This window comes from Okeania sp. SIO2F5, assembly GCF_010692685.1.
GTDB lineage: Bacteria > Cyanobacteriota > Cyanobacteriia > Cyanobacteriales > Microcoleaceae > Okeania > Okeania hirsuta.
This window is the reverse complement of the sequence record NZ_JAAHGU010000005.1, coordinates 13890-34952: the sequence shown is the minus strand read 5'-3', so window position 1 is coordinate 34952 and position 21063 is coordinate 13890. Positions and strand designations below refer to the sequence as shown.

General features: G+C 35.0%; 14 protein-coding genes. 9 read left to right on the top strand and 5 right to left on the bottom strand.

Features of this window, described 5'->3' with window-relative positions; genetic code table 11:
* Positions 1-424 precede the first annotated feature (424 nt).
* The 4 genes from F6K27_RS02805 (at position 425) to F6K27_RS02790 (ending at position 5912) form a co-directional block, all read left to right on the top strand.
* Positions 425-1210, top strand: coding sequence for a hypothetical protein (locus F6K27_RS02805; protein WP_287274172.1), 786 nt, complete (start codon positions 425-427; stop codon positions 1208-1210).
* A 1515-nt stretch (positions 1211-2725) separates the two neighbouring features.
* A complete protein-coding gene (locus F6K27_RS02800; protein ID WP_353734823.1) occupies positions 2726-3655 on the top strand; it encodes an alpha/beta hydrolase in 930 nt (309 codons plus the stop codon).
* 27 nt (positions 3656-3682) lie between these two features.
* On the top strand, positions 3683-3838 hold the full coding sequence (locus tag F6K27_RS02795; RefSeq protein ID WP_287274173.1) for a hypothetical protein: 156 nt from the start codon (positions 3683-3685) through the stop codon (positions 3836-3838).
* A gap of 637 nt (positions 3839-4475) precedes the next feature.
* Complete coding sequence (locus tag F6K27_RS02790) at positions 4476-5912, top strand: DUF2252 domain-containing protein (protein WP_287274174.1); 1437 nt, start codon at positions 4476-4478, stop codon at positions 5910-5912.
* A 945-nt stretch (positions 5913-6857) separates the two neighbouring features.
* On the opposite strand, the gene F6K27_RS02785 is transcribed toward F6K27_RS02790, so the two are convergent.
* Both F6K27_RS02785 and F6K27_RS02780 read right to left on the bottom strand, forming a co-directional pair.
* A complete protein-coding gene (locus F6K27_RS02785) occupies positions 6858-7109 on the bottom strand; it encodes a hypothetical protein (RefSeq protein ID WP_287274175.1) in 252 nt (83 codons plus the stop codon).
* Positions 7110-7310: 201 nt separating this feature from the next.
* Positions 7311-7652 (bottom strand): hypothetical protein, encoded by a 342-nt coding sequence (locus F6K27_RS02780; protein WP_287274177.1) that lies wholly within the window; start codon positions 7650-7652, stop codon positions 7311-7313.
* Positions 7653-7773: 121 nt separating this feature from the next.
* On the opposite strand from F6K27_RS02780, the gene ispG reads away from it, so the two are divergent.
* Both ispG and ctpC read left to right on the top strand, forming a co-directional pair.
* Positions 7774-8994, top strand: a complete 1221-nt coding sequence (ispG, locus tag F6K27_RS02775) for a (E)-4-hydroxy-3-methylbut-2-enyl-diphosphate synthase (RefSeq protein ID WP_287274179.1) — start codon at positions 7774-7776, stop codon at positions 8992-8994.
* 1165 nt (positions 8995-10159) lie between these two features.
* Complete coding sequence (gene ctpC / locus F6K27_RS02770; protein WP_287274181.1) at positions 10160-11452, top strand: carboxyl-terminal processing protease CtpC; 1293 nt, start codon at positions 10160-10162, stop codon at positions 11450-11452.
* 22 nt (positions 11453-11474) lie between these two features.
* Here ctpC and F6K27_RS02765 read toward each other — a convergent pair whose 3' ends face one another.
* Positions 11475-11666 carry a DDE transposase family protein gene (locus F6K27_RS02765; protein WP_287274182.1) on the bottom strand — a complete coding sequence of 64 codons (192 nt, stop codon included), beginning with the start codon at positions 11664-11666 and terminating at the stop codon, positions 11475-11477.
* 441 nt (positions 11667-12107) lie between these two features.
* Here F6K27_RS02765 and F6K27_RS02760 point away from each other — a divergent pair, with 441 nt between their 5' ends.
* Positions 12108-13874, top strand: coding sequence for an iron uptake porin (locus F6K27_RS02760; RefSeq protein WP_287274184.1), 1767 nt, complete (start codon positions 12108-12110; stop codon positions 13872-13874).
* Between the two features lie 145 nt (positions 13875-14019).
* Positions 14020-14877 carry an amino acid ABC transporter substrate-binding protein gene (locus F6K27_RS02755; protein ID WP_287274186.1) on the top strand — a complete coding sequence of 286 codons (858 nt, stop codon included), beginning with the start codon at positions 14020-14022 and terminating at the stop codon, positions 14875-14877.
* 955 nt (positions 14878-15832) lie between these two features.
* On the opposite strand, the gene F6K27_RS02750 is transcribed toward F6K27_RS02755, so the two are convergent.
* Together F6K27_RS02750 and F6K27_RS02745 are read right to left on the bottom strand one after the other, a co-directional pair.
* Positions 15833-16840 (bottom strand): glutathione S-transferase family protein, encoded by a 1008-nt coding sequence (locus F6K27_RS02750; protein WP_287274189.1) that lies wholly within the window; start codon positions 16838-16840, stop codon positions 15833-15835.
* Between the two features lie 606 nt (positions 16841-17446).
* A complete protein-coding gene (locus F6K27_RS02745; RefSeq protein WP_287274190.1) occupies positions 17447-17890 on the bottom strand; it encodes a tetratricopeptide repeat protein in 444 nt (147 codons plus the stop codon).
* 1077 nt (positions 17891-18967) lie between these two features.
* Here F6K27_RS02745 and F6K27_RS02740 point away from each other — a divergent pair.
* A complete protein-coding gene (locus tag F6K27_RS02740; protein ID WP_287274191.1) occupies positions 18968-20812 on the top strand; it encodes an efflux RND transporter periplasmic adaptor subunit in 1845 nt (614 codons plus the stop codon).
* The last annotated feature ends 251 nt before the right edge of the window (positions 20813-21063 follow it).

Genomic DNA, 21063 nt, shown 5'->3' with positions numbered 1-21063 from the left:
GGTGATTTTCTACCAAGATTTTTTCTCCTAACCTCCTGCCACGCTGCTATTTGCTTTTCTGTGGTAAAAATATTTTTCAGATTATTTCCTAGAAGAAAACTTGGAAGTCCAAGACAAATGTTTTTAGATGGAGGTAGCATCAAAATACTAATTGTCGTAGGATCTTATTTCAAAGTCCGTATATTTCTATATTAATTTTTTCTAGAAACCAGTGCAGTATGCCCAACAGATCCTACTATTAACAGAAGGTTAAACATTTGAAACTCAGAAGAACTGAGATAATTTTGACTTGACGTAAATACAGTAGTGATGTTTTTGATTTTTGTTGCATAAGCTTGGTTATGATATTAATCGGCATTAGAGAATAGATACTCTATATGATTTGTCAAATAGTCCTGGTTTAACCATCAAGTAAAATTAAATAATGAATCAGACTGCAGCGTTTATAGGAGGATGTATTCTGACGGGGATATTAATTGTCCTCTTGCTCATGGGTTGGATTGTATTTGGCAAGTCGTCTCCTGATTATCGGACGGAAGCGCCAAAAGCATCCCCTTCTCCCTCAATCACATTTTCTCCTTCTCCAAAAGTATATCCTTCTCCTTCTCCTTTAGTAGCTGTCTCACCCCAGCCATTACCACCCCCACCAATTTCAGTCCCTTCAGTTCCTGACTTTAAGGACTATCAGTTGGAACAACAAATTAAAAATCAATCAGAGCAACAACGTTCAGCTTATGAGCAACTGAAAACTCAACTACAGCAGCAATTACTTGATATGCGACAGTTGAAAACTCAGTTAGAGCAACAATGGGCAGAGACACAACAACTGAGACTGCAACAAGATCAACTGAGGCTACAAAATGACCGATTGTTGATTCAAGTCCAGGAGCAAGAACGTTTGATTTCTGGCTTGAGTCTACAACAGGGGATAGATAATTATAGCAGAAGAGCTTCAGGTAGTTCTGCGAATTATTTAGAAAAAGGTATACTGTGGTTTATTGGAGGAATAGTCTTAGCTATTTTACTTCTTGGCGGTGGTATTATTTTAGTCGGAATGATTATTTTATTAGCTCAACCCCAACGTCGATCTTCTTACAATGGGAAGAGTACAGCTCACGATATTAATGTTCCTTGGCAATATACTATTTATGAGGAGGAGGAAACTAAATTTTTACCTCCTTATATTGACAGGAAAAGAAAGCAAAAATAATAAAATAAATTTCAATAAATCAGAAAAAATAAAAAGGTAAACAATGATAGAAATAGGTGAGTAATAGAATTGAGTATTGTCCTTTGAGGCATAAATTTCCAATTTCTTTTTTGTAGTATTATTTTTGGTAATTGCTATAAATAGAGCAAGAAAATTTTAACTTTTTTAGCTAAAGGAGCAAATATTTCTTTCACTGTCAGAGCATTTAGTGTGCTAATCTAGCATTTTTTATAAATTTCTCTAGCTCTCTAGATGGATATTACTTCATTTGGCATCTATTTATAGCAATTTCAGAAGACAAAAGCGGGAAAAATACTTTCCTGTCTAAGGTTGATTATTAGTCTATGTTCTAATACGAAATTAAGATAAAGTTATATAGAATAAAATTTTAATCAGAGTTGACTGTAGATCAAGACAGACAAGTTAATCAATTTCATAATTATTTTCAGCCTTACATAACATTGGTATAAGCAACTCTTTATTTTCTATATGAATATGTTATTTAATAGATTTTAGTATTAAGAATTTTTGCCCAGCTAGGATTACCAGCAGCTAATTTATAGGAGAAGGAAGAAGGAAGAAGGAAGAAAGCGTTTAGTTATCTACCAGAGAAGGAAAAATCTGGTGTTGTCTGAGTTTTAAGTTTTTGATATGTCCGTGCCCTTTCCTCCCACTGCTATACCCTTGATATCTGAAATATCAAACTAGAGAAGAATGGAGTTATTTATAATTGTTACTTCGTGTTAGTTGGTAGTTAATTTTATGGATAAGTTTATTGCTTTACTATAGGTAGATGCTACTATTATTATTTAATGGATTTAAGGGTCAGAAAAAATGATTATTTTCGTGATTAAATATCCTTGATTATTGATGTACCTATTATGAAAAAGCATTTCCTGAGGTCATGCTCTGCAAACAGCAATTTAGCAGTCAGCATTTCCTGAGGTCATTCTCCGTAAACAGCGAGTGATAAATAGCTGAAACCGATAAAAATACAATTTAAAAGAGTATTTAAACCACTCTTAAACTATTTGGCATTTATAGGCCGGAGATTTAAACTAAAGCTAAAAGCTTTTAACCCAGAGCTAGTTAACACTACAAAAAAAATTAATTGCTACAGTTGATCATTGGATATTCTGACCTTCATTCACTTTTACTATTCTGATAGTTGTATTTGCTTCTCCAATTTTAAAATTTTTGGTACAGGGTTTGTAGAAGCAAAAGAGGAAATGATTGTTCTGATTTTAGAGTAGTTAGTAAATGCAGGAATTAGTTCTGTAGGTTGGTTAATGATTATGACTGGATATCAAAGTACATTGATTTTGATGTTTTGATTTAGTGTAGTGATAAATATATTTTAAATAATAATCTTAATAGCAAATTTTAGTATCGTCTGAGCAGCGATCGCCACAGTAATAACAATGATTATGTGGAAGATTTTACTACATATTCTAGTAGTAAAATAGTTGAATTTATATCGATATATAATTTATCGCATCATCAGAAAATGATAGAATGAAGTGTAAAGTTCAACTATTTAAACTTACTGTAATTATTCAGGAGGTATCAATGTTAACCAAAGAAAATCCTTGGTCTAGCAATTTTATCACAGCAAATAGTATTAAAATCCATTATGTGACTCAAGGTTCAGGCCCTTTGATGTTAATGTTACATGGATTTCCTGAATTTTGGTATTCTTGGCGACATCAAATTCCTGAATTTGCTCAAGATTATAAAGCAGTTGCCTTAGATTTAAGAGGCTACAATGAAAGTGATAAACCAGAAGATAAATCTGCTTATGTAATGTCAGAATTTATTAAAGATATAGAAGGAGTAATCAAAGAATTAGGTTATGAAAAATGTGTTTTAGTAGGACATGATTGGGGAGGGGTAATAGCTTGGTCTTTTGCTTATGCACATCCTGAAATGGTAGAAAAATTAATCGTAATGAATATTCCTCATCCAGCAAAATTTAAGGAGGGTTTAGGTACTCCAGAGCAACTTTTGAGAAGTTGGTATATGTTTTTCTTCCAGTTACCTTTTTTGCCAGAATTAATGCTTGAATTTGATGATTATCAAGGTATTGGTTCTATTTTTAAAAGTATGGTAAATAAATCTGCTGTTACTGATGCTGATATAGAAGCTTACAAGGATGCTGTGGCTAAACGAGGCGCTTTAACTTCAATGATTAATTATTATCGTAATATATTTTCTGGATTTTTCAATCAACAAGAGTGGGGAATATTGCGAATTCCTACTTTAATGCTTTGGGGTGAAGAGGATACGGCTTTAGGAAAAGAATTAACTTATGGCACAGAAGAATATGTGGAAAATTTTCAGATTCGCTATATTCCTAATTGTGGTCACTCGGTACAACAGGAACAGCCTCAATTGGTTAATCAATATATGCGAGAATTTTTGAGTAATGATAATGATTTAAATTGAAATAAGTGCAGAGAGAATATTGATTTTATGCCATTGAAGAAGGAAGAAGGAAGAAGGAAGAAGGAAGAAGGAAGAAGGAAGAAGGAAGAAGGAAGAAGGAAGAAGGAAGAAGGAAGAAGGAAGAAGGAAGAAGGAAGAAGGAAGAAGGAAGAAAAAAAAATTAGTATTATTACTAATTTATAGTTCGCCTTAAATGATGTGAATAGAACATTAAAATTTTTGAGGAAATAGGAAGCAGTTTCAGGTAATTAGCTAGTTTTGGGGAGAAGCAAAAATGACGATTTAGTTTTCCAATATACTTGGGAAGTAGTAATTATTGTCAGAGTTGTAAAACCCTCAAAAATAAACAGAATAAAGTCTGAAATCTTTACCACTATTTCCTCTTTCCTGATTCTTAAGATATTTTCTTTATAACTGTAAGCATTTCCTGTGGAATGCTGCGCAAACAGCTATTAGCTTTCCGCAACAAGACTTTCTCTTTAAGAACAGTGTTTAAATTAATATTGACTTTAAGGTCAAGGGAACCAACTTTTGTAGTAAGACAATTAATAAAGCTTTGATCGTAAACTAAAAGCAATAGCTGATAGCTGATGGCTGACGGCTGAATGCTTACTTATAACTGCGTCGAATATTACTAAATAAGAAGAATAAGCCACAAAAAAACTTAAGTATTTGACGAAAAAAAATTTTTTCAAAAATTTATTTCCTTGTGCCCTTTCTAATTTTACCAATCCAACGACCACCCTATCTGCCTTGGCATAACAATAATTTTTAACGCCAACCCGCTTATATAATCAATGCCACTCAAATTACTCTAATAATGATTAATCAATTAAGTAATACGACCGGAAATAGCCTAATAGTAATAACTATCCTAATTATCATAAATTGGTTCTTGCTATCTTCTAATATTTCCGCTCAACCCATTGATAATAGTCGGCGCGAACAACAAGTATTCCAATCCATTGAATTAAATACGAATTTAATTTTAGAAAATGCAAATCCAGTGGAAAAACAACAGTTAAAAGACAAAAAATATGCTCAGATGCAAGAGTCAGAATTTGCATTCTACAGAGCAACAAATCATTTGTTTTGGCAAGATTTTGCTAATGATAGTAGACTCAGTAAATTTGGTAATCCTAATACAAAAACTTGGATTTTAGGAGATTGTCATGTTGATAATTTTGGTGCTTATAATAACGATCAAGGAGAAATTATCTTTGATATGAATGATTTTGACGAATCAATTATTGCTGATTATCAATATGATTTGTGGCGTTTAGCAACCAGTATTATTTTAGTGGCAAATGATTCTACCCTATCTAAATCCGAACAAGAAGAAGTTGTTGATAGTTTTAGTGAAACTTATCTAGATACCTTAGCTTCTTATGTAGGAAATGACGAAGAAACTAAAATATATTTTACAGAAGCTAATACTAAAGGAGAGATAAAAAGAACCATAGAAAAAGCCGCTCAAAAAACACGACAAGGAATGCTATATAAGTGGACTAAAGTCATAGATAATCAAATAATGTTTGATTTTTCCAGTGAAAAATTAGGTCTTGCTACTGATGTTAAAAATGCTATTAAATCAGGAATGCTAGATTATAGTAAAACCCTTTCCAGCAACCTAAATTATGACCCAGAATATTTTAAAGTTAAAGATGTTGCCCAAAGATTAAATGCCGGATTAGGTTCCTTAGGAACACCACGTTATTATGTCTTAATAGAAGGAAAAACTGATGCTTTAGATGATGACCATATCCTAGATATTAAATATCAGTTTCAACCGACACCTACTTATGAATTGTTCAGCTTATATGACCGAATTAATTATTGGAAAATATTTAATAATAGTGCTCAACGCCATGCTCTAGCTTATAAAGCACTAATTAAACACGCTGATGATTTTTTAGGATGGATAAAACTTGTGGATAATAATCCTATTGATGGAGATTTTTCTGGTGATTATTCTGTTAGAGAAATATCTCCTCATAAAAAATCTCTCAAAATTAAAAATTTAACAGATAAAAATAGTTTTATAGAAGTTGCTCAACAATGGGGAAAAATTTTGGCTACCGACCATGCTAGAGCAGATAAAGATTTTGATAAAAAATTAGTTTCTACTTCCTTTGAAAAACAAGTAAAAAAAATTACTGATGGTAAACATCAAGAATTTAGAAAATTAGTGCGTGAAATAGCCTTTAAATATGCAGAACAAGTTGAAGCTGATTATGATAATTTTGTAATTGAATAAATAGAGAATAAAAGGAATAGGGAGTAGGGGAGTAGGGGAGTAGGGGAGTAGGAAACCCACCCCTCACCCCTCCCAGGAGGGGAAGTTAAAGATATGAATAATTAACATTAACTGAGCTGCTAATTAGCAAAAAAGTTATTCTGCTATTTTTAATTACTTAATAACTGAAGTCTTACCTAAATTATATCAAATCCGGTTAAATAACCTCACAATCAATAGATATCTCCAGTAGGGAGTAGGGAGTAGGGAGTAGGGGGAAATAATTGATGATTTATGTAGGATAATTGATTTTATTTTTTATTATTGGAGATGTCTAATAGCTTAAAATCCTAATTATGACGTTATTGGATCTATGTGCAATTAGGCGGATTTGATATTAAGCATTAATGCATGGGAATTGGTATAAATTTTTGAGTTTATTTTCTAAATGTTTTTGACTAAAGTCCCGATATAGTGTTTTGCTCTGGGATGTGGAGACCAAGTGCTACGAAATAGGGAATAGAAAATATTAAAGGAGGGAAAACAGCATTAAATAGTAGCAAAGATAAGAATATAAGTTACTCGAACGGCGCATTTTTTTTATAAGAAAAAAACTCAATCTAGATTTAGATTTTAAATAAAAACACTATAGCTCTCAAAAAGTGAGGAATGTTACCAAATAATTAAATTTTAAAGCCTCTCATTTTCAGAATAAAAAAGAGAAAAAAATCACTTTAATTGACTCTCTTCTTTTAAAGAGAAGTAATTATTATAGGACTTACGAATTACACATATTTTTGTCATTGCCACCCACAGGGAAACAATCTCACACTCAAATCCTAATTTTTCGTACCTCGTCCGTAAGTCCTGTATTAATTATTGAATATTAGCCATGAATGTAAATTCATTACGATATTTGACTCTTAATATTTTGCTTATAAATACAAGACTTAATATCACTAATCATTATTCCTCTAATTCCTGGGTTGCTTTTCTTTCTTTTCTCCTTCTTTGAATAATTTTCAGTGCGGAAGCTGCTCCAGCACTTATTGCAGCGGCTCCTAATATTGAACTTGATGCAGCTATTACTCCTATCCCCGCTCCAATTAGAGATGCTGTAACCATTGCTGTACTAGCTATTGTTGTAGAAGTATTTTCATTTTCTTTACTAAATACTACTTGATTTTTTTGATAACTGTCGTTAGCTTCTTCTTTCATAACTAAAATTGTTATCTCTTAATCCCAAACACAAATAAAGTCATTAATCCTATACCTATTATATTAGAAAAGAAAATCAACCAAAAAGATTCTTCTCTGGGTGTTGTGTTTTGCCATTCTTGATGCCGACTTAAAACGTAGATAAAAAGACCAAAAGATATCTTCAACAATTAATAATTAATTATTAATTATTACATCTTCTTATTTACAAGAAGATTTGCTAAAAGGATTTTTTTCTTTTTTATCCATGAATGGAGAGGCTTTATACCTTAAATTTTCGGTAATAAATAGTCCAGCTTTTTGAGCCTCATCAGCATTAATATTAGAGTCAAATAATAGTGTTAAACCTCCAGAAATAAAAGATAACGTAAGTTCTATTCCCCAAAATAAATCTTGTCTTTCCCAACCTTTCCCTCTTGCTAATTTCTTAGCAATAGAACCTATAAATATAATTACTAAAGGAATAAATAGGGCTTCAAATAAAATATCCAAACTAGCATTTTTCATATTTGCAATTTGCTTTTTGCCACTTGCTTTTTTCAAGCATCCATATGACTTTTAATTTTAGACTCTTGACTAATAAGATTGACAAATTATATGGCAATCTGAATATAGGACAAAACCTATTACTCAGCCTTTCGCTACAGAAATATCACGATATATTATGCAAACTCTACCCAACCCAACCAAAACTTCTGCAAATCAACCCGCCTTTGACACAACTATCCATAGGCGAAAAACTCGCCCCGTCAAAGTAGGTAATGTAACCATCGGTGGTGGCAATCCAGTCGTAGTCCAGTCAATGATCAATGAAGACACCCTTGACATTGACGGTTCCGTAGCTGCTATTCGTCGTTTACACGAAATTGGGTGCGAAATAGTCCGCGTTACCGTTCCCAGTATGGCCCATGCAAAATCCTTGGCAAAGATTAGACAGAAATTAACAGAGACCTATAAACCAGTACCACTGGTAGCTGACGTTCACCATAATGGTATGAAAATTGCTCTAGAAGTTGCCAAGCACGTTGATAAAGTCAGGATTAATCCTGGCTTATATGTGTTTGAGAAACCTCAATCTGGCAGAAGCGAATATACCGAAGTAGAATTTAAGGAAATAGGTGAAAAAATCCGCCAAACCCTCGAACCTTTAGTAATTTCTTTGCGAGACCAAAATAAAGCCATGCGAATTGGAGTTAACCATGGCTCCTTAGCAGAAAGAATGCTATTTACTTATGGGGATACTCCAGAAGGCATGGTAGAGTCCGCTCTGGAATTTATTAAAATTTGTGAATCCTTAGACTACTACAATTTGGTAATTTCTCTGAAGGCATCGCGGGTGCCAGTCATGCTTGCTGCTTACCGATTAATGGTAAAGCGGATGGACGAACTAGGTATGGCCTATCCTCTTCATTTGGGTGTAACTGAAGCAGGTGATGGAGAATATGGTCGGATTAAGTCTACTGCTGGTATCGGTACACTTTTAGCAGACGGAATAGGGGATACAATTCGCGTATCTTTAACTGAAGCACCCGAAAAAGAAATTCCAGTTTGCTACAGTATTCTTCAAGCCTTGGGTCTGCGGAAAACAATGGTAGAGTATGTTGCCTGTCCCTCCTGTGGCCGAACTCTATTTAATCTGGAAAATGTTCTGCATCAAGTGCGAGAGGCAACAAAACACTTAACAGGATTGGACATTGCTGTTATGGGTTGTATTGTTAATGGCCCTGGAGAAATGGCAGATGCAGATTATGGTTATGTAGGTAAGCAACCAGGGTATATTTCTTTATACCGTGGACGGGAAGAAATTAAAAAAGTCCCTGAGTCTCAAGGTGTTGAAGAATTAATTAATTTAATTAAAGCTGATGGGCGTTGGGTTGAACCCTAGTCTATAATTAACATTTAATTGGGAGTGGGAGTGTATTAGACTTGTCGCTTTATAACTTAAAAATCCCCCAAAAACCTTGTTATGTCAGGATTGTAGCTATTGGATGGCAAAAATGCTGGGAATTATTGCTCTGTCTAGGTTAGAGTGATTCTTTCCCTTTATTTAGCGACAACTCTATTCTTAATTACACTCCTTGGTTAACTAGCGATCAGCATTTCAGCATTTCAGCATTTCCGTAGGAAAAAGCGGAGCATTCCGGACTGAAATGCTTTTTAAATTAACAATTGATAGATGGGGCTTTACATTTTGTAGGGTATGAAGAATCTAATAAGAATCTAAATTAGTTAATTTGGATACAGATAAAATATCAATGTTTTAGTTGGAATATTGGAAATAAATCTACTATTTTTCTTAACTAGAAAAGCTTGTACAGAAAATTTTAGGAAGCGTGAGGTAAAGTTTAAGACTAATCTATAATTTTTATTCATTCCTATGTTCCCTCATACCGAGTGCGCTACCAAATACGTCTGTCGCCGACGTGGGGTCGCACCGCTGTTCCCTAAAAGGATAAAACTTTGTACCTGATCAACTCGAAAACTGCTGTAATTAATAGATGAGAGTGAGCCTAATATTATTTTTAGCAGAGATAGTTAAAAATAACATTCAAGAACTGTATAAATAAATCATAATTTTATATACCCCCAAAAAATTGTTAACACTAAATTTATATTAAGGAGAGTAAAAAAAAGAATTATCGATGCACACCTCTACTAATACTAGGGAAATAAACAGTTATAGCAGAAGCAATAAGGAAGAAGGAAAAATCTGGTGTTGTCTGAATTTTAAGCTTTTGATATATCTTAACCTTTGCTTCGACTGCTATGAATATTCATAATTTTATATCTGTTAATCAGGTATTAGTGCTGAAGTTTGACCAAGCTCCTAAAGTTAGATAAGAATATTTTTTTCTAGACATACACCATAAGAAAAAAATAAAGTATTCCCTTTAAATATCCTAAATTTATTGATGAAGATTTACCTGATTCCCTTCTCCATGCTTGATTTTTAGATATCAAAAACCTAGCTACAAGCATTATATTACTTATGCTAAATTAGGCATAATAGTAGTGATGGTAATTATTGTTTAAATTAATTCAACAAACAAATGGTTATAGCAAAACGTGGGCTAATTCTTGGTGCAACAGCATTGATGTTAACAGGCGTTACTGTCATAGGCGCTGGTATTCATCTTTCCTCTCAAGCATCATTAAATAATAACGACCCTAAAGAATTAATCGACCAAGTTTGGCAAATTATTGATAAAACTTATGTTGATGGTACTTTCAATCAAGTAGACTGGAAAGCTACTCGCACTGAATATCTCGATCAAACTTATACAACTGATGAAGAAGCTTATGATGCAATTAGGGAAATGCTAGAAAAGCTAGGAGACCCTTATACCCGCTTCATGGACCCGGAAGAGTTTAAAAATATGCAAATTGACACTTCTGGAGAACTCACAGGTGTAGGTATTCAACTAACCCAAGACCAGGATACAAAAAAATTAGTAGTAATTTCACCAATAGAAGATACCCCGGCTTTTGAAGCAGGTATTCTAGCTAAAGATATTATTAGCAAAATTGACGGCCAAAGCACTGAGGGGATGGATATAAATCAGGCAGTAAGTCTGATCCGCGGTCCCATAGGTTCTCAAGTAACTCTAACCATTAAACGAGAAGGTAGGGAAATAGAGTTTCCTATTACCAGAGCCAAAATTGAAATTCATCCTGTAAAGTATTCTCAGAAAGACAGTTCTCTGGGTAAAGTTGGTTATATCCGCTTAAATCAGTTTAGTGCTAATGCTGCTGGTGAAATGCGAGAGGCCATAGATGAGTTAGAGACTCAGAATGTATCGGGTTATATTTTAGATTTACGTTCTAATCCTGGTGGCTTACTTTATGCTAGCGTAGAAATTGCTCGGATGTGGCTCGAACGTGGAGATATTGTTTCTACTGTAAACCGTAGTGGTATTACTGATCGCCAGAAGGCTACTAATAGGTCTTTGACAGATAAGCCATTGGTGATTATGGTAGATGGGGGTTCGGCAAGTGCAAGTGAGATTCTTTCTGGTGCTCTACAAGATAATGAGCGAGCGACATTAGTAGGTACTAAAACTTTTGGTAAAGGGTTGGTGCAGTCAGTGCGTGGTGTGGGTAAAGGTGCAGGGTTAGCAGTGACGATCGCTAAATATTTCACCCCGAGCGGTCGCGATATTAACCATGAGGGAATTAAACCAGATGTAGAAATCTCTCTGACAGATGAACAAAAAGAAGCTTTGCGGAAAAGTCGCGACAAAATAGGTACTCTTGACGATCCTCAATATGCAAAAGCATTGGAAATTTTGAATCAAGAGATTGCAAAACTCCAAAATAATAAAGCTCAGTCAACAACAAAGTAGATTGATAAATTAATTATATTAATTATTTTGGCTGACATTTTCCTGCTCGAATCAATCCTACACGACGGGCGATCGCTTCTTCAACAGTATCAAATGGACCCCATGTTTCTATAACGTCGGGGCCTTTTTTTTGTTCGACTTGTGTACTAGGCAAAATTTCACAGGTTTTCTCTAGTTTCTTGATAATATAGTATTTTTGTGATGAGTCATTCATATTAAAAAAAGAAGAGGGAAGAAGGAAAAAGGCAGAAGACAGTTGGTAATAACTCAAAAAGTGGCCTTGCATAAATACGGGATGATTTTAATAGTTTTGTGGAATGGGCATCTTGCCCGTTCCCGTTCCTGATATTTTCGGGATAGGCAGGATGCCTGCCCCCACTTACCACTTATATTCATCCCCCCCTCAGCAATGCCCAAAAAGTACTTATATCATGTCAAGATAATTAAGCATAATCAAAATTTTATATTTAAGGGTTATTGAAGAAATATCCCAAATTCATGATCTGTTTCCTGTATTAGCTCTTGAATTTACACCTACGATGTACCACCTAACACCTACAGCCTAATTAATATAAATATTTACTTAACAAAGTTACAAACCATATTAACATAATAATGTTTTTTGTACTTCCAGTAAAATTATTAAACTAAAAATATGGGACGTAAGTTTTATGGTGCAGTATTCCCATTCATTTTAGGCATAGGATTTGTCTTGTCTATTACTCCAAGTAGTGAAGCCAAGAAACAACAATCAAGTGAAAGTCTTGACCAAACTGCTCAGATTTTAGAAACAATAGAGGAATACAATCCACTCAAGCAACCTCCACAGACATCGAAATCACTTGAAGAGTTAGACCAAAAAAAAACAAATATTGTTACAGACAAAAATAATGATACTTTAGGACAAATAGAACAATACAATCGACTCGATCAGCCTCCCGAAATACCACCCCCCCTAGAACGAGTTAACTCTGTCAATCAACTGAGTGATGTTCTACCCACAGATTGGGCATATAGTGCCTTACAAGGATTAGCAGAACGTTATGGTTGTCTATTGGCCTCCCCAAATGCTACATTTGGTGGCAATAGAGCCATCAGTCGTTATGAGTTTGCTGCTAATCTTAACGAATGTTTAGAAGTTATTCAAAGTCTAATTGAAGAATTCGGTGAAGGTTATATTAGTCAAGAAGACTTAGCTAAAAGTCAACGATTACAAGCAAATTTTGCGGTTGAAATAGCCGATACTAAATCCCGCCTGAATGCTCTAGAAACACGAACAGATATCCTGGAAGCTAATCAGTTTTCTACCACAACATTACTAAAAGGGCAAGTAACCATGGCCCTTTATGATGCTTTCGGTAATGATGGAGAAGACGGTGCTACAGTGAGTGCCGATGATAGCCAAACAGGGTTTGGTCATGCTGTAACATTGAACTTTGATACCAGTTTTACAGGTCTAGACTTCCTGAGAACTAGGCTAAGAGTTGGAGACTTACCTGGAGTAAATACAGGTACAGCTCATACTTTCATAGGCGCAGGTTCTCCACCTAATGACATAGCGCGATTAACAGAAGTATACTATATTTTTCCCCTCAACACGAAAATGAGTCTTTATATAGGAGCTGCTGGACTTGACTTCGATTTGATGGCTCCTGCTCTTAATCCCAAACTACTCAGTGGTAATACAGGAAGTATAGCCTTGTTCGCTTTTTACAACCCCGTCATTTATATTCAAGTAGGCGGTGCTGGTTTAGGTTATAGTTATCAAATTAACGATAATTTTAGGTTAGATGTGGCTTATCTGGGAGGTGGTCCTGGTGGTGGTACAGGAAGAGTCAACGATCCCAGAGAAGGTGGGGGAATTTTTAACGGTACAAATAGCGCTTATGCTCAGTTAACAGTCTCACCAACAGTAGATTTTGATTTTTCTTTTGCTTATGTAAGATCATACTATACAGCAGATTTAGTTAATGTAGCAGGTTTTACAGGTAGCAGAAATGCTCAACGACCTTTTGGCAGAGTGGCAACTTCAGCAGACCATTTTGGATTCCAAACTAGCTATCGCTGGGCACCATTTACTTTTTCTGGTTGGGTTGGTTATAGCAATGCTGAAGCAGAAGCAGGCGATCGCGAAGGGGATGAAGCAGATATTTGGAATTGGGCAGTAACGGTAGCAATAGATGACTTAGTATTTGAAAATGGAATGTTAGGTCTTTCCGTTGGTCAGCAACCAAAAGTAACAGATATTGATGGTGGAGAAGATGATCCAGATACTTCTATACAATTTCAAATTTTCTACAATTATAGAATTTCAAATAATATAGATATAACATCCGGTTTCTTTATCGAAACACAACCAGAGCATGACGATCGAAATGACCCAATTACAGTATTTGTTACTCGAGCTACTTGGAGATTCTAAACCTCGTCCATGTTGAAACCTGAAGTTTCTAATTATTCCGATGTGTCATTGCGATGTAAGGAAGCAATCTCGAAGTATTGGCAGAAAAACTATAGTTTTCAAAGTAGAAGCGGTTTAATTATTCTAATTATTCAAACGAGGAAAAATGAATAAAAAACTAAAAATTTTGATTGTTTCATCCCTAGCATTCTTGGCGACTATTTTTCCACAAAAAATTAGTCACACACAAACAGAGGAAACTATCATTAGAAGAGAGCTGATATTCGTAGGAGTTAGAGGAGATTCTCCTTGGTTTGGCTACAGAAATGACGGAAAATGGACAGGGTATTGTATAGATATTGCCTATGCTTTAGCTGAACGTCTGAGTGCCAACCAACTAGACCCAATTAGGGTAAGATTAGTTACATCAACTACCCAAAGTCGTTGGGATATGGTAACAAGTGGTCAGGTAGATTTGGAGTGTGGTCCTAATACTATTAGTGCTGAACGTGAAGAAAAATACGGCGTTAGTTTTTCTACACCTTTTTTTATTACAGCAACACAAATCTTAGTCAAAAAAGAAACCCAAGAAGAAGATTTGAAAGCTGGTAATGGGGTAGTTGGTGTAGTTAGGAATACTACGAATGAAAATGATATTAAAACAAGTTATCCTGATGAACAAATTGATAATAAATATTTAAGCAGAGAACAAGGGGTAAAAGCTTTATTGGATGGTGAAATTAATGGATTTGCCAGCGATGGAACTCTTTTGTTAGGTTCATTATTTATACTGAACTCTGAGTTAGGGGAAGATTATAATTTACTCACTCCTCAGCAAAATGGCCGTCCTTTTTGTGCAGGTTATGGCTTTATACTTCCTGGAGGAGAAGAAAATTCTAGTTGGAAGAGGTATGTTAATGACTTTCTTGCTAATGATAAAAAAGCTCGAAGAGTCAGACAAAAATGGTTGGGCGATCTAAGTGAAAATAGTCAAAGAATTTATGATGCTTGTACTCAGGAATAGGGAGTTATTTCAGTTATCAGTTATCAGTTATCGGCGTTGCACAATCAGGGATGATTAAATCCGAAAGTAGATATTTTTGGATAATTCTTTCCTCAATATATGTACAGTTTAAAATCTATTATCATTCTTTAATGTGCAACCCCCAGTTATCACTTATCACTTATCAGTTATCAGTACCGACCGCTCAAGTTAGAGACTTGAAATACTGAATTTGATTTTTTTCATCCCCTTAAAAGGGGATGCTATTGAGCTGATTTTTTTGTCAGGAGTCAGAAGAAACGGAAGTTAGAAGATTGAGTAGGGTGCGTATTTACGGCTTAAATTCAGACTATGAAAGGGATTTGGCAATCCGTTGTCATGCACCATATTCAGAATTTAGAAGATTGAGTAGTAAACCAACACAGCTAAAATTGTGCAGAGCGTTTTTTTCTAAGGCAACATTTACAGCGCTTTTCAGATTGATCGACCATATCGTCACAACCAAAACCTTGTAGGGAAGTTCCATGGAACGTCCCTTATGAAAAATATCTTTAGCAGGCATATTTTCAGTTATCAATTATCAGTTCAGTAGTGGACTGTTTCGCCTAAAATAGTGCATTAGCCTTTTTGATAATCACCCCATCACCCTGTCATTACATTCCCTTACCCCCCATTTTCTAATGCACATTTTTAGATGAAACAATCCAGTAGGGTGTGTTAGACGCTTACAAAAAACTAGGTTTTGTGTGTAAAATATCAGCTTGCGTCGTAACGCACCACTGATTAGGGTTAGTTTTAGGGTATATATCGTGGTGCGTTAGGAACGTAACGCACCCTACTGGACTGACACGCCTAAAAATGTAGGTTGGGTTGAGGAACGAAACCCAACCTACACCTAATGCACCATTTTAGATGTGTCAATCCACTACTAGAATGAATGCTTACCTTAAATTAAACCTCTCCAAAAATGCCTATTTTAGAACGGCGGGGTAATAGTTTGAGAATCTTTTCTGGAGAAGTCTATTGATGCCCGGTTATGAGGAGAATCTAAATCAATCTCAGGGCCAACCGGTACAATTTTAGTAGGATTAACATTAGGATGACTCATGTAATAATGCCGTTTAATATGGTCAAAATTACAAGTTCCTTTTATCCCTGGATATTGATAAATATCTTTCAGATAATTCCAGAGATTTGGATAATCCCAAATATGACGTAAATTACACTTGAAATGAACATAATAAACCAGGTCGAAACGAAGCAAAGTAGTAAACATACAAATATCAGCTTCAGTTAAGCGATCGCCACACAAATAACGTTGTTTTGATAATATATTTTCCCAATAATCTAAAGCAGCAAATAAATCTTTTACTCCTTCTTCATAAGCTAATTGAGAACCTGCAAAACCCCCTCGATAAACACCATTATTAATTGGCTGGTAAATAGTATCAAGAGTTTTTTCAATAGTATCTTTTAAATCTTCAGGACACAAATTCAGGTCATTTCTAGCAATACCATTAAACTCAGTATCAAACATCCGAATAATTTCACGGGATTCATTATTAACAATAGTATTTTTCTCCTTATCCCAAAGTATAGGTACGGTAACTCTCCCACTATAATTAACATCAGCTTGAAGATAAACTTGCCAAAGATAATTAGTATGATTAATAGTATCAGGAATACATCCTGATTCAGAATCAGAAAATTCCCAACTATTTTGGTCAATTACTGCCCCTACAACTGACAACCCAATAGCATCTTCTAATCCTTTTAACTTTCGCATAATTGCAGTTCGATGTGCCCAAGGACAAGCCCAAGAAATGTATAGATGGTAACGTCCTGTTTCTGCCTTAAACCCACTAGAATTATCTGCCGTAATTTTATTCCGAAATGTAGTATTAGGGCGAATAAATCTACCTTGAGAATCTTCTTGTTCTCGTTTAGATACCCATTTACCATCAATTAAAATACCTAATCCCATGATTACCCCCTCAAAAAATAAAATACTTGTTGAATAATTATCATACTATTTAGGGGTGGGGAGTAGGGGAGTAGGGGAGTAGGGGTACTTTAATATTTTTCACAGTTAAAATGCCTTCAAAGCTAGTAGGGGTAAGGAAAATACGTTGCTCTGGCTAAAAATGGCTCTTTGCGTAGCATTCCGCAGGAAAACCTAGATATATCAGGAAAAAGGTTGATTAAATGTAAAACCTAGACCATATAAGGGTTTGATGCTGTTATTAACATATTTTTTGCCAAAGTACCCGTAGGGGAAATTGAAGTAATGATAGAATTATAAACATATATTATATTATATAATTTTCCATCTATATCAGGAGTCAGAAGGAGAGAGAATCACAAAGATGAGGGTAGTTATGACAATTGGATATTTTTTTTATGTTCAATCAAACCGATTTGATATAACTCCTAAAAAAACTAGCTTATAACAATTAACTAGGAGTTTTCCTAGCTTTTTTTCTAGCCTTTAATAACTCCAAATTTTTTTTCAAAATCATCATAGCATCTTGATTTTTTTTTCTATATATAACCCCCCTTTCAATACTTTTGACTTTTAACTTTTTACTTTTTACTTCCGCGTAGCGGAACTGGCTTTTTTTCTAGCCTTTAATAACTCCAAATTTTTTTTCAAAATTACCATAGCATCTTGATTTTTTTGTTCTATATATAATTCTCCAGCTTGCAAAAAATTTTCTACACTTTCATCATCTTGACGTAGATTAGCAAAAGCCAAACCCCGATTATGATAAGCTTCAGCAATAGTTGAATTATTTTTCAGAGCTTCAGTAAACTTATTTATTGCCTGTTGATAATTTCCCTTTTGAAAAGCCTCACATCCTTGTTGAAAATTTACTTCTGCCTCTGATGGTATTGATGAAGATGCTGAAATGAATTCTGTAAATAGGACAGAAATACTACCTTTTCCACGATAAGCATATATCATAGCACCAATACCAATGCTACTTATTAATCCAAAAAAGAGTAACCAAGTCAGAAAATTTGTAGTTTCCATATATTAATATAGTTCTAAGTAAATTGAATTATTACTATTCAATATTTAAGAATCAAGTTATTGATTATTATAGCAATTATATTTAAGTTGTAATATTTTGATGGTAGGAGTGTTAACGATAGTTATGCGAAGCTAAAGGCCTCCGCTTTACATTTCGCGGAGCATTAACATAGTTGTGCGCTAGCAAAACGCCCGTACAGGAGTCAGGAAGACCGAGTCAGAATTTTAAAGGTTTTCAATTCAAATTAACTATGATCAAAATTGTCATATAAAATCCAGTTATACAGTTATCGCACTTTCTACTTCCATTCAATGCAGATATAAAATGCCAGAATATCTCCAGATAATTCCCACTCTCATCCTGACTTTCTCCTGACTCCTGACTCCGAGCACGATACGATAACTAATATCATGTTCCCCCTCCGGGGGAGCTACGCTAACGGTTGAATACTTACACTTTGCAGGAAGGAAGGCAGAAGGCAACCCACCCCTCGCCCCTCCCCCTGCCAGGAGGGGAAGGTAGAAGGGAAAGAAAGCTTCAAGGCCAGAAGTTTTTTTATAACTGATTATCCGCAATTCGTAGCTCCCCTGGAAGGGGAACATAATATAATTACCTGAATTATATATCACAACCAATTTAGGATTGCTATAAGTAATTTTTCCCAGAAAAAATGTTTTAAATTATAGCGTTTTTATCTAGTGTCTAATTGTATAAGTTAATCTATTTCTTAGAAGAATGAAAAAAGCCTAAACTCACCTAAACTCAAACGAAGTCAACTCAAAAATAATATTACTAATTTTTGCAGCTAAACACTAGGATGTGGAGACCAAGTACTATGAAAAAGGTATGGAGGGAATAGTAAAAGAGGTAAAACAGCATTAAATAGTAGCAAATACAAGAATATAAGGTAATCTATTTATTCGTCACATTCTTTTTTCATGCATGGTCTTAGTGATAAAAAACTTCCTTCTTTTTTCCTCCTGACTCCTCCATTGACAACTGAATTGATCTTTCTCTTAATCAGGTTAAATAATTTCATTACAAGAGCAAGGTAGAATTGAGAAGATAATTTACCAGTGAACTTAATACCAATGGATAGTAAATTAGTCAACCAGGCTAGATATTGGCCTTTGCTGTTATCCGTGCTTATATTAAGCTCCTGTGGAGGTGAAACACCACAAGCAGTAGCACCCCCACCTACTGCGGTTGAAATAGCCAGAGTCAATCCAACTCAAGTGGCAGACAGCACAGAGTATATCGCAATAGTAGAAGGAAAAGAAAGAGCAACTATTACGCCAAGAGTAAGTGGACAAGTAAGTCAAGTATTTGTATCACTAGGTAACAGAGTTAAAAAAGGAGACCCCATACTGCAAATAGATCCTTCTCAACAACAGGCAGTTCTTGATAGTAATATTGCTCAGATAAGTTCAGCTCAGGCACAATTAGATAGTGCAGAAGCTCAACTAAGAGCCTTGAGAGATGATAAAACGGAACTAATTGCCCAAAGAGAATTAAATTCTGAAAGAGCTAATCTAGATAATGCTGAAGCGAACCTCCGGAGGGAACGTCAGGAACTAAATAGATTACTAGCTGAATTTGGCTTTCTGTCTGAAGAAGCTAATTTAGAAAATACTCAAGCAACTCTCAGGTCAGAGCGTCAGGAACTAAATAGATTACTAGCTGAATCAAGTTCTTTATCAGAAGAAGCACAATTAGAAGATGCCGAAGCAGCTTTACGAGCACAAAGAGCTGAAAAAGAAAGAAGGGAAGCGACTTTAGAATACCAAAAAATTGAACAAGTAAGATTTTCCACTTTGTATGAAGAAGGAGCTGTCCCTAAAGAAAGGTTTGACCAAGCTACCCGTGACATTAGACAAGCTGAAGCTGAAATAGATGCTATAGAACAAGAAATTGATGCAGCACAAGCACGAGTAGAAAGTGCCAAAAAAGACTTACAAAGACGCACAGGTACATTAGATGCTCAAATAGCAGCTCAAAAAGAAGTTATAGATGCTGCTAAAGCACAGGTAGAAAGTGCCAAAAAAGACTTACAAAGACACACAGGTACATTAGATGCTCAAATAGCAGCTCAAAAAGAAGTTATAGATGCTGCTAAAGCACAGGTAGAAAGTGCCAAAAAAGATTTGCAGCGTCGTATTGAAACTTTAGATGCTCAAATAGCAGCTCAAAACGAACAAATTTCCTCTCAGGAAAGTCAGGTAGCTCAAGTTCGCGGTCAACTACAACAAACTCAGGCAAATGCAGTGGCAGAACAAGTAGAGTTACAATATTACAATATTCTTGCTCCTATTAGTGGGGTGGTTGGAGAAGTAAAACCGAAAGTGGGTGATTATGTAGATAGTCAAACTCCATTAACCACTATTCAGGACAATAATACTTTAGAAGCGAATATTAATATTCCTATAGACCGACTTCCTGAAATTAGACTAGGTACACGAGTTGAATTACTTCAACAAACAGATAAATTAATTGGTAGCAGTAGGATATCTTTTATCTCTCCAGATACAGGTCAAGGAACTCAAACTGTTTTAGTCAAAGCAATATATGACAATGGGGAAAAGAAACTACAAACTAACCAGCAGGTAATAGCAAGAGTTATCTGGGAAGAAAAGCAAGGATTAACTGTTCCTATTACTTCTGTCAGACGGATCGGAAATCAAGCTTTTGTTTTTGTTGCAGAAGAGAAAATCATGGATGGTGAGAAAAAGTTGATTGCAACTCAAAAACCTGTGAAGTTGGGAAGCATTCAAGGTGAAGATTATCAAGTAATTGAGGGATTGAAAAGCACTGACAAAATAGTTGTTTCCGGTGTGGTAAAACTCCGGAATGGTATACCTATTGCTGATGATTCTGAATTGGGCAATCCCATTGAGAAGAAAAATGAGAAACAGTCCCTCTAAAATATAGATGGGGAGATGGGGAGATGGGGGGATGGGGGGATGGGGGGACAGAATATTGAAGTAGTTATAGAATTCTAAATATATTAGACATCTGGTAAAAATCAAAAATAAAATCAATTATCGTACAGAAATTATCAATTATTTTCCCCTCCATACCTATTCCCTATTCCCTCTTTTCTGGAGATGTTTATTATATAACTGGATTCTATAGCAATGTGCGCTGGCATATTTACAAATTACAAGAGGTGTCC

Coding starts and splice junctions, on each gene's coding strand:
- F6K27_RS02805 (WP_287274172.1), top strand. CDS start 425: ATGAATCAGACTGCAGCGTTTATAGGAGGATGTATTCTGACGGGGATA.
- F6K27_RS02800 (WP_353734823.1), top strand. CDS start 2,726: ATGAAGTGTAAAGTTCAACTATTTAAACTTACTGTAATTATTCAGGAG.
- F6K27_RS02760 (WP_287274184.1), top strand. CDS start 12,108: ATGGGACGTAAGTTTTATGGTGCAGTATTCCCATTCATTTTAGGCATA.
- F6K27_RS02750 (WP_287274189.1), bottom strand. CDS start 16,840: ATGGGATTAGGTATTTTAATTGATGGTAAATGGGTATCTAAACGAGAA.
- ctpC (WP_287274181.1), top strand. CDS start 10,160: ATGGTTATAGCAAAACGTGGGCTAATTCTTGGTGCAACAGCATTGATG.
- F6K27_RS02745 (WP_287274190.1), bottom strand. CDS start 17,890: ATGGAAACTACAAATTTTCTGACTTGGTTACTCTTTTTTGGATTAATA.
- F6K27_RS02790 (WP_287274174.1), top strand. CDS start 4,476: ATGATTAATCAATTAAGTAATACGACCGGAAATAGCCTAATAGTAATA.
- F6K27_RS02765 (WP_287274182.1), bottom strand. CDS start 11,666: ATGAATGACTCATCACAAAAATACTATATTATCAAGAAACTAGAGAAA.
- ispG (WP_287274179.1), top strand. CDS start 7,774: ATGCAAACTCTACCCAACCCAACCAAAACTTCTGCAAATCAACCCGCC.
- F6K27_RS02785 (WP_287274175.1), bottom strand. CDS start 7,109: ATGAAAGAAGAAGCTAACGACAGTTATCAAAAAAATCAAGTAGTATTT.
- F6K27_RS02795 (WP_287274173.1), top strand. CDS start 3,683: ATGCCATTGAAGAAGGAAGAAGGAAGAAGGAAGAAGGAAGAAGGAAGA.
- F6K27_RS02755 (WP_287274186.1), top strand. CDS start 14,020: ATGAATAAAAAACTAAAAATTTTGATTGTTTCATCCCTAGCATTCTTG.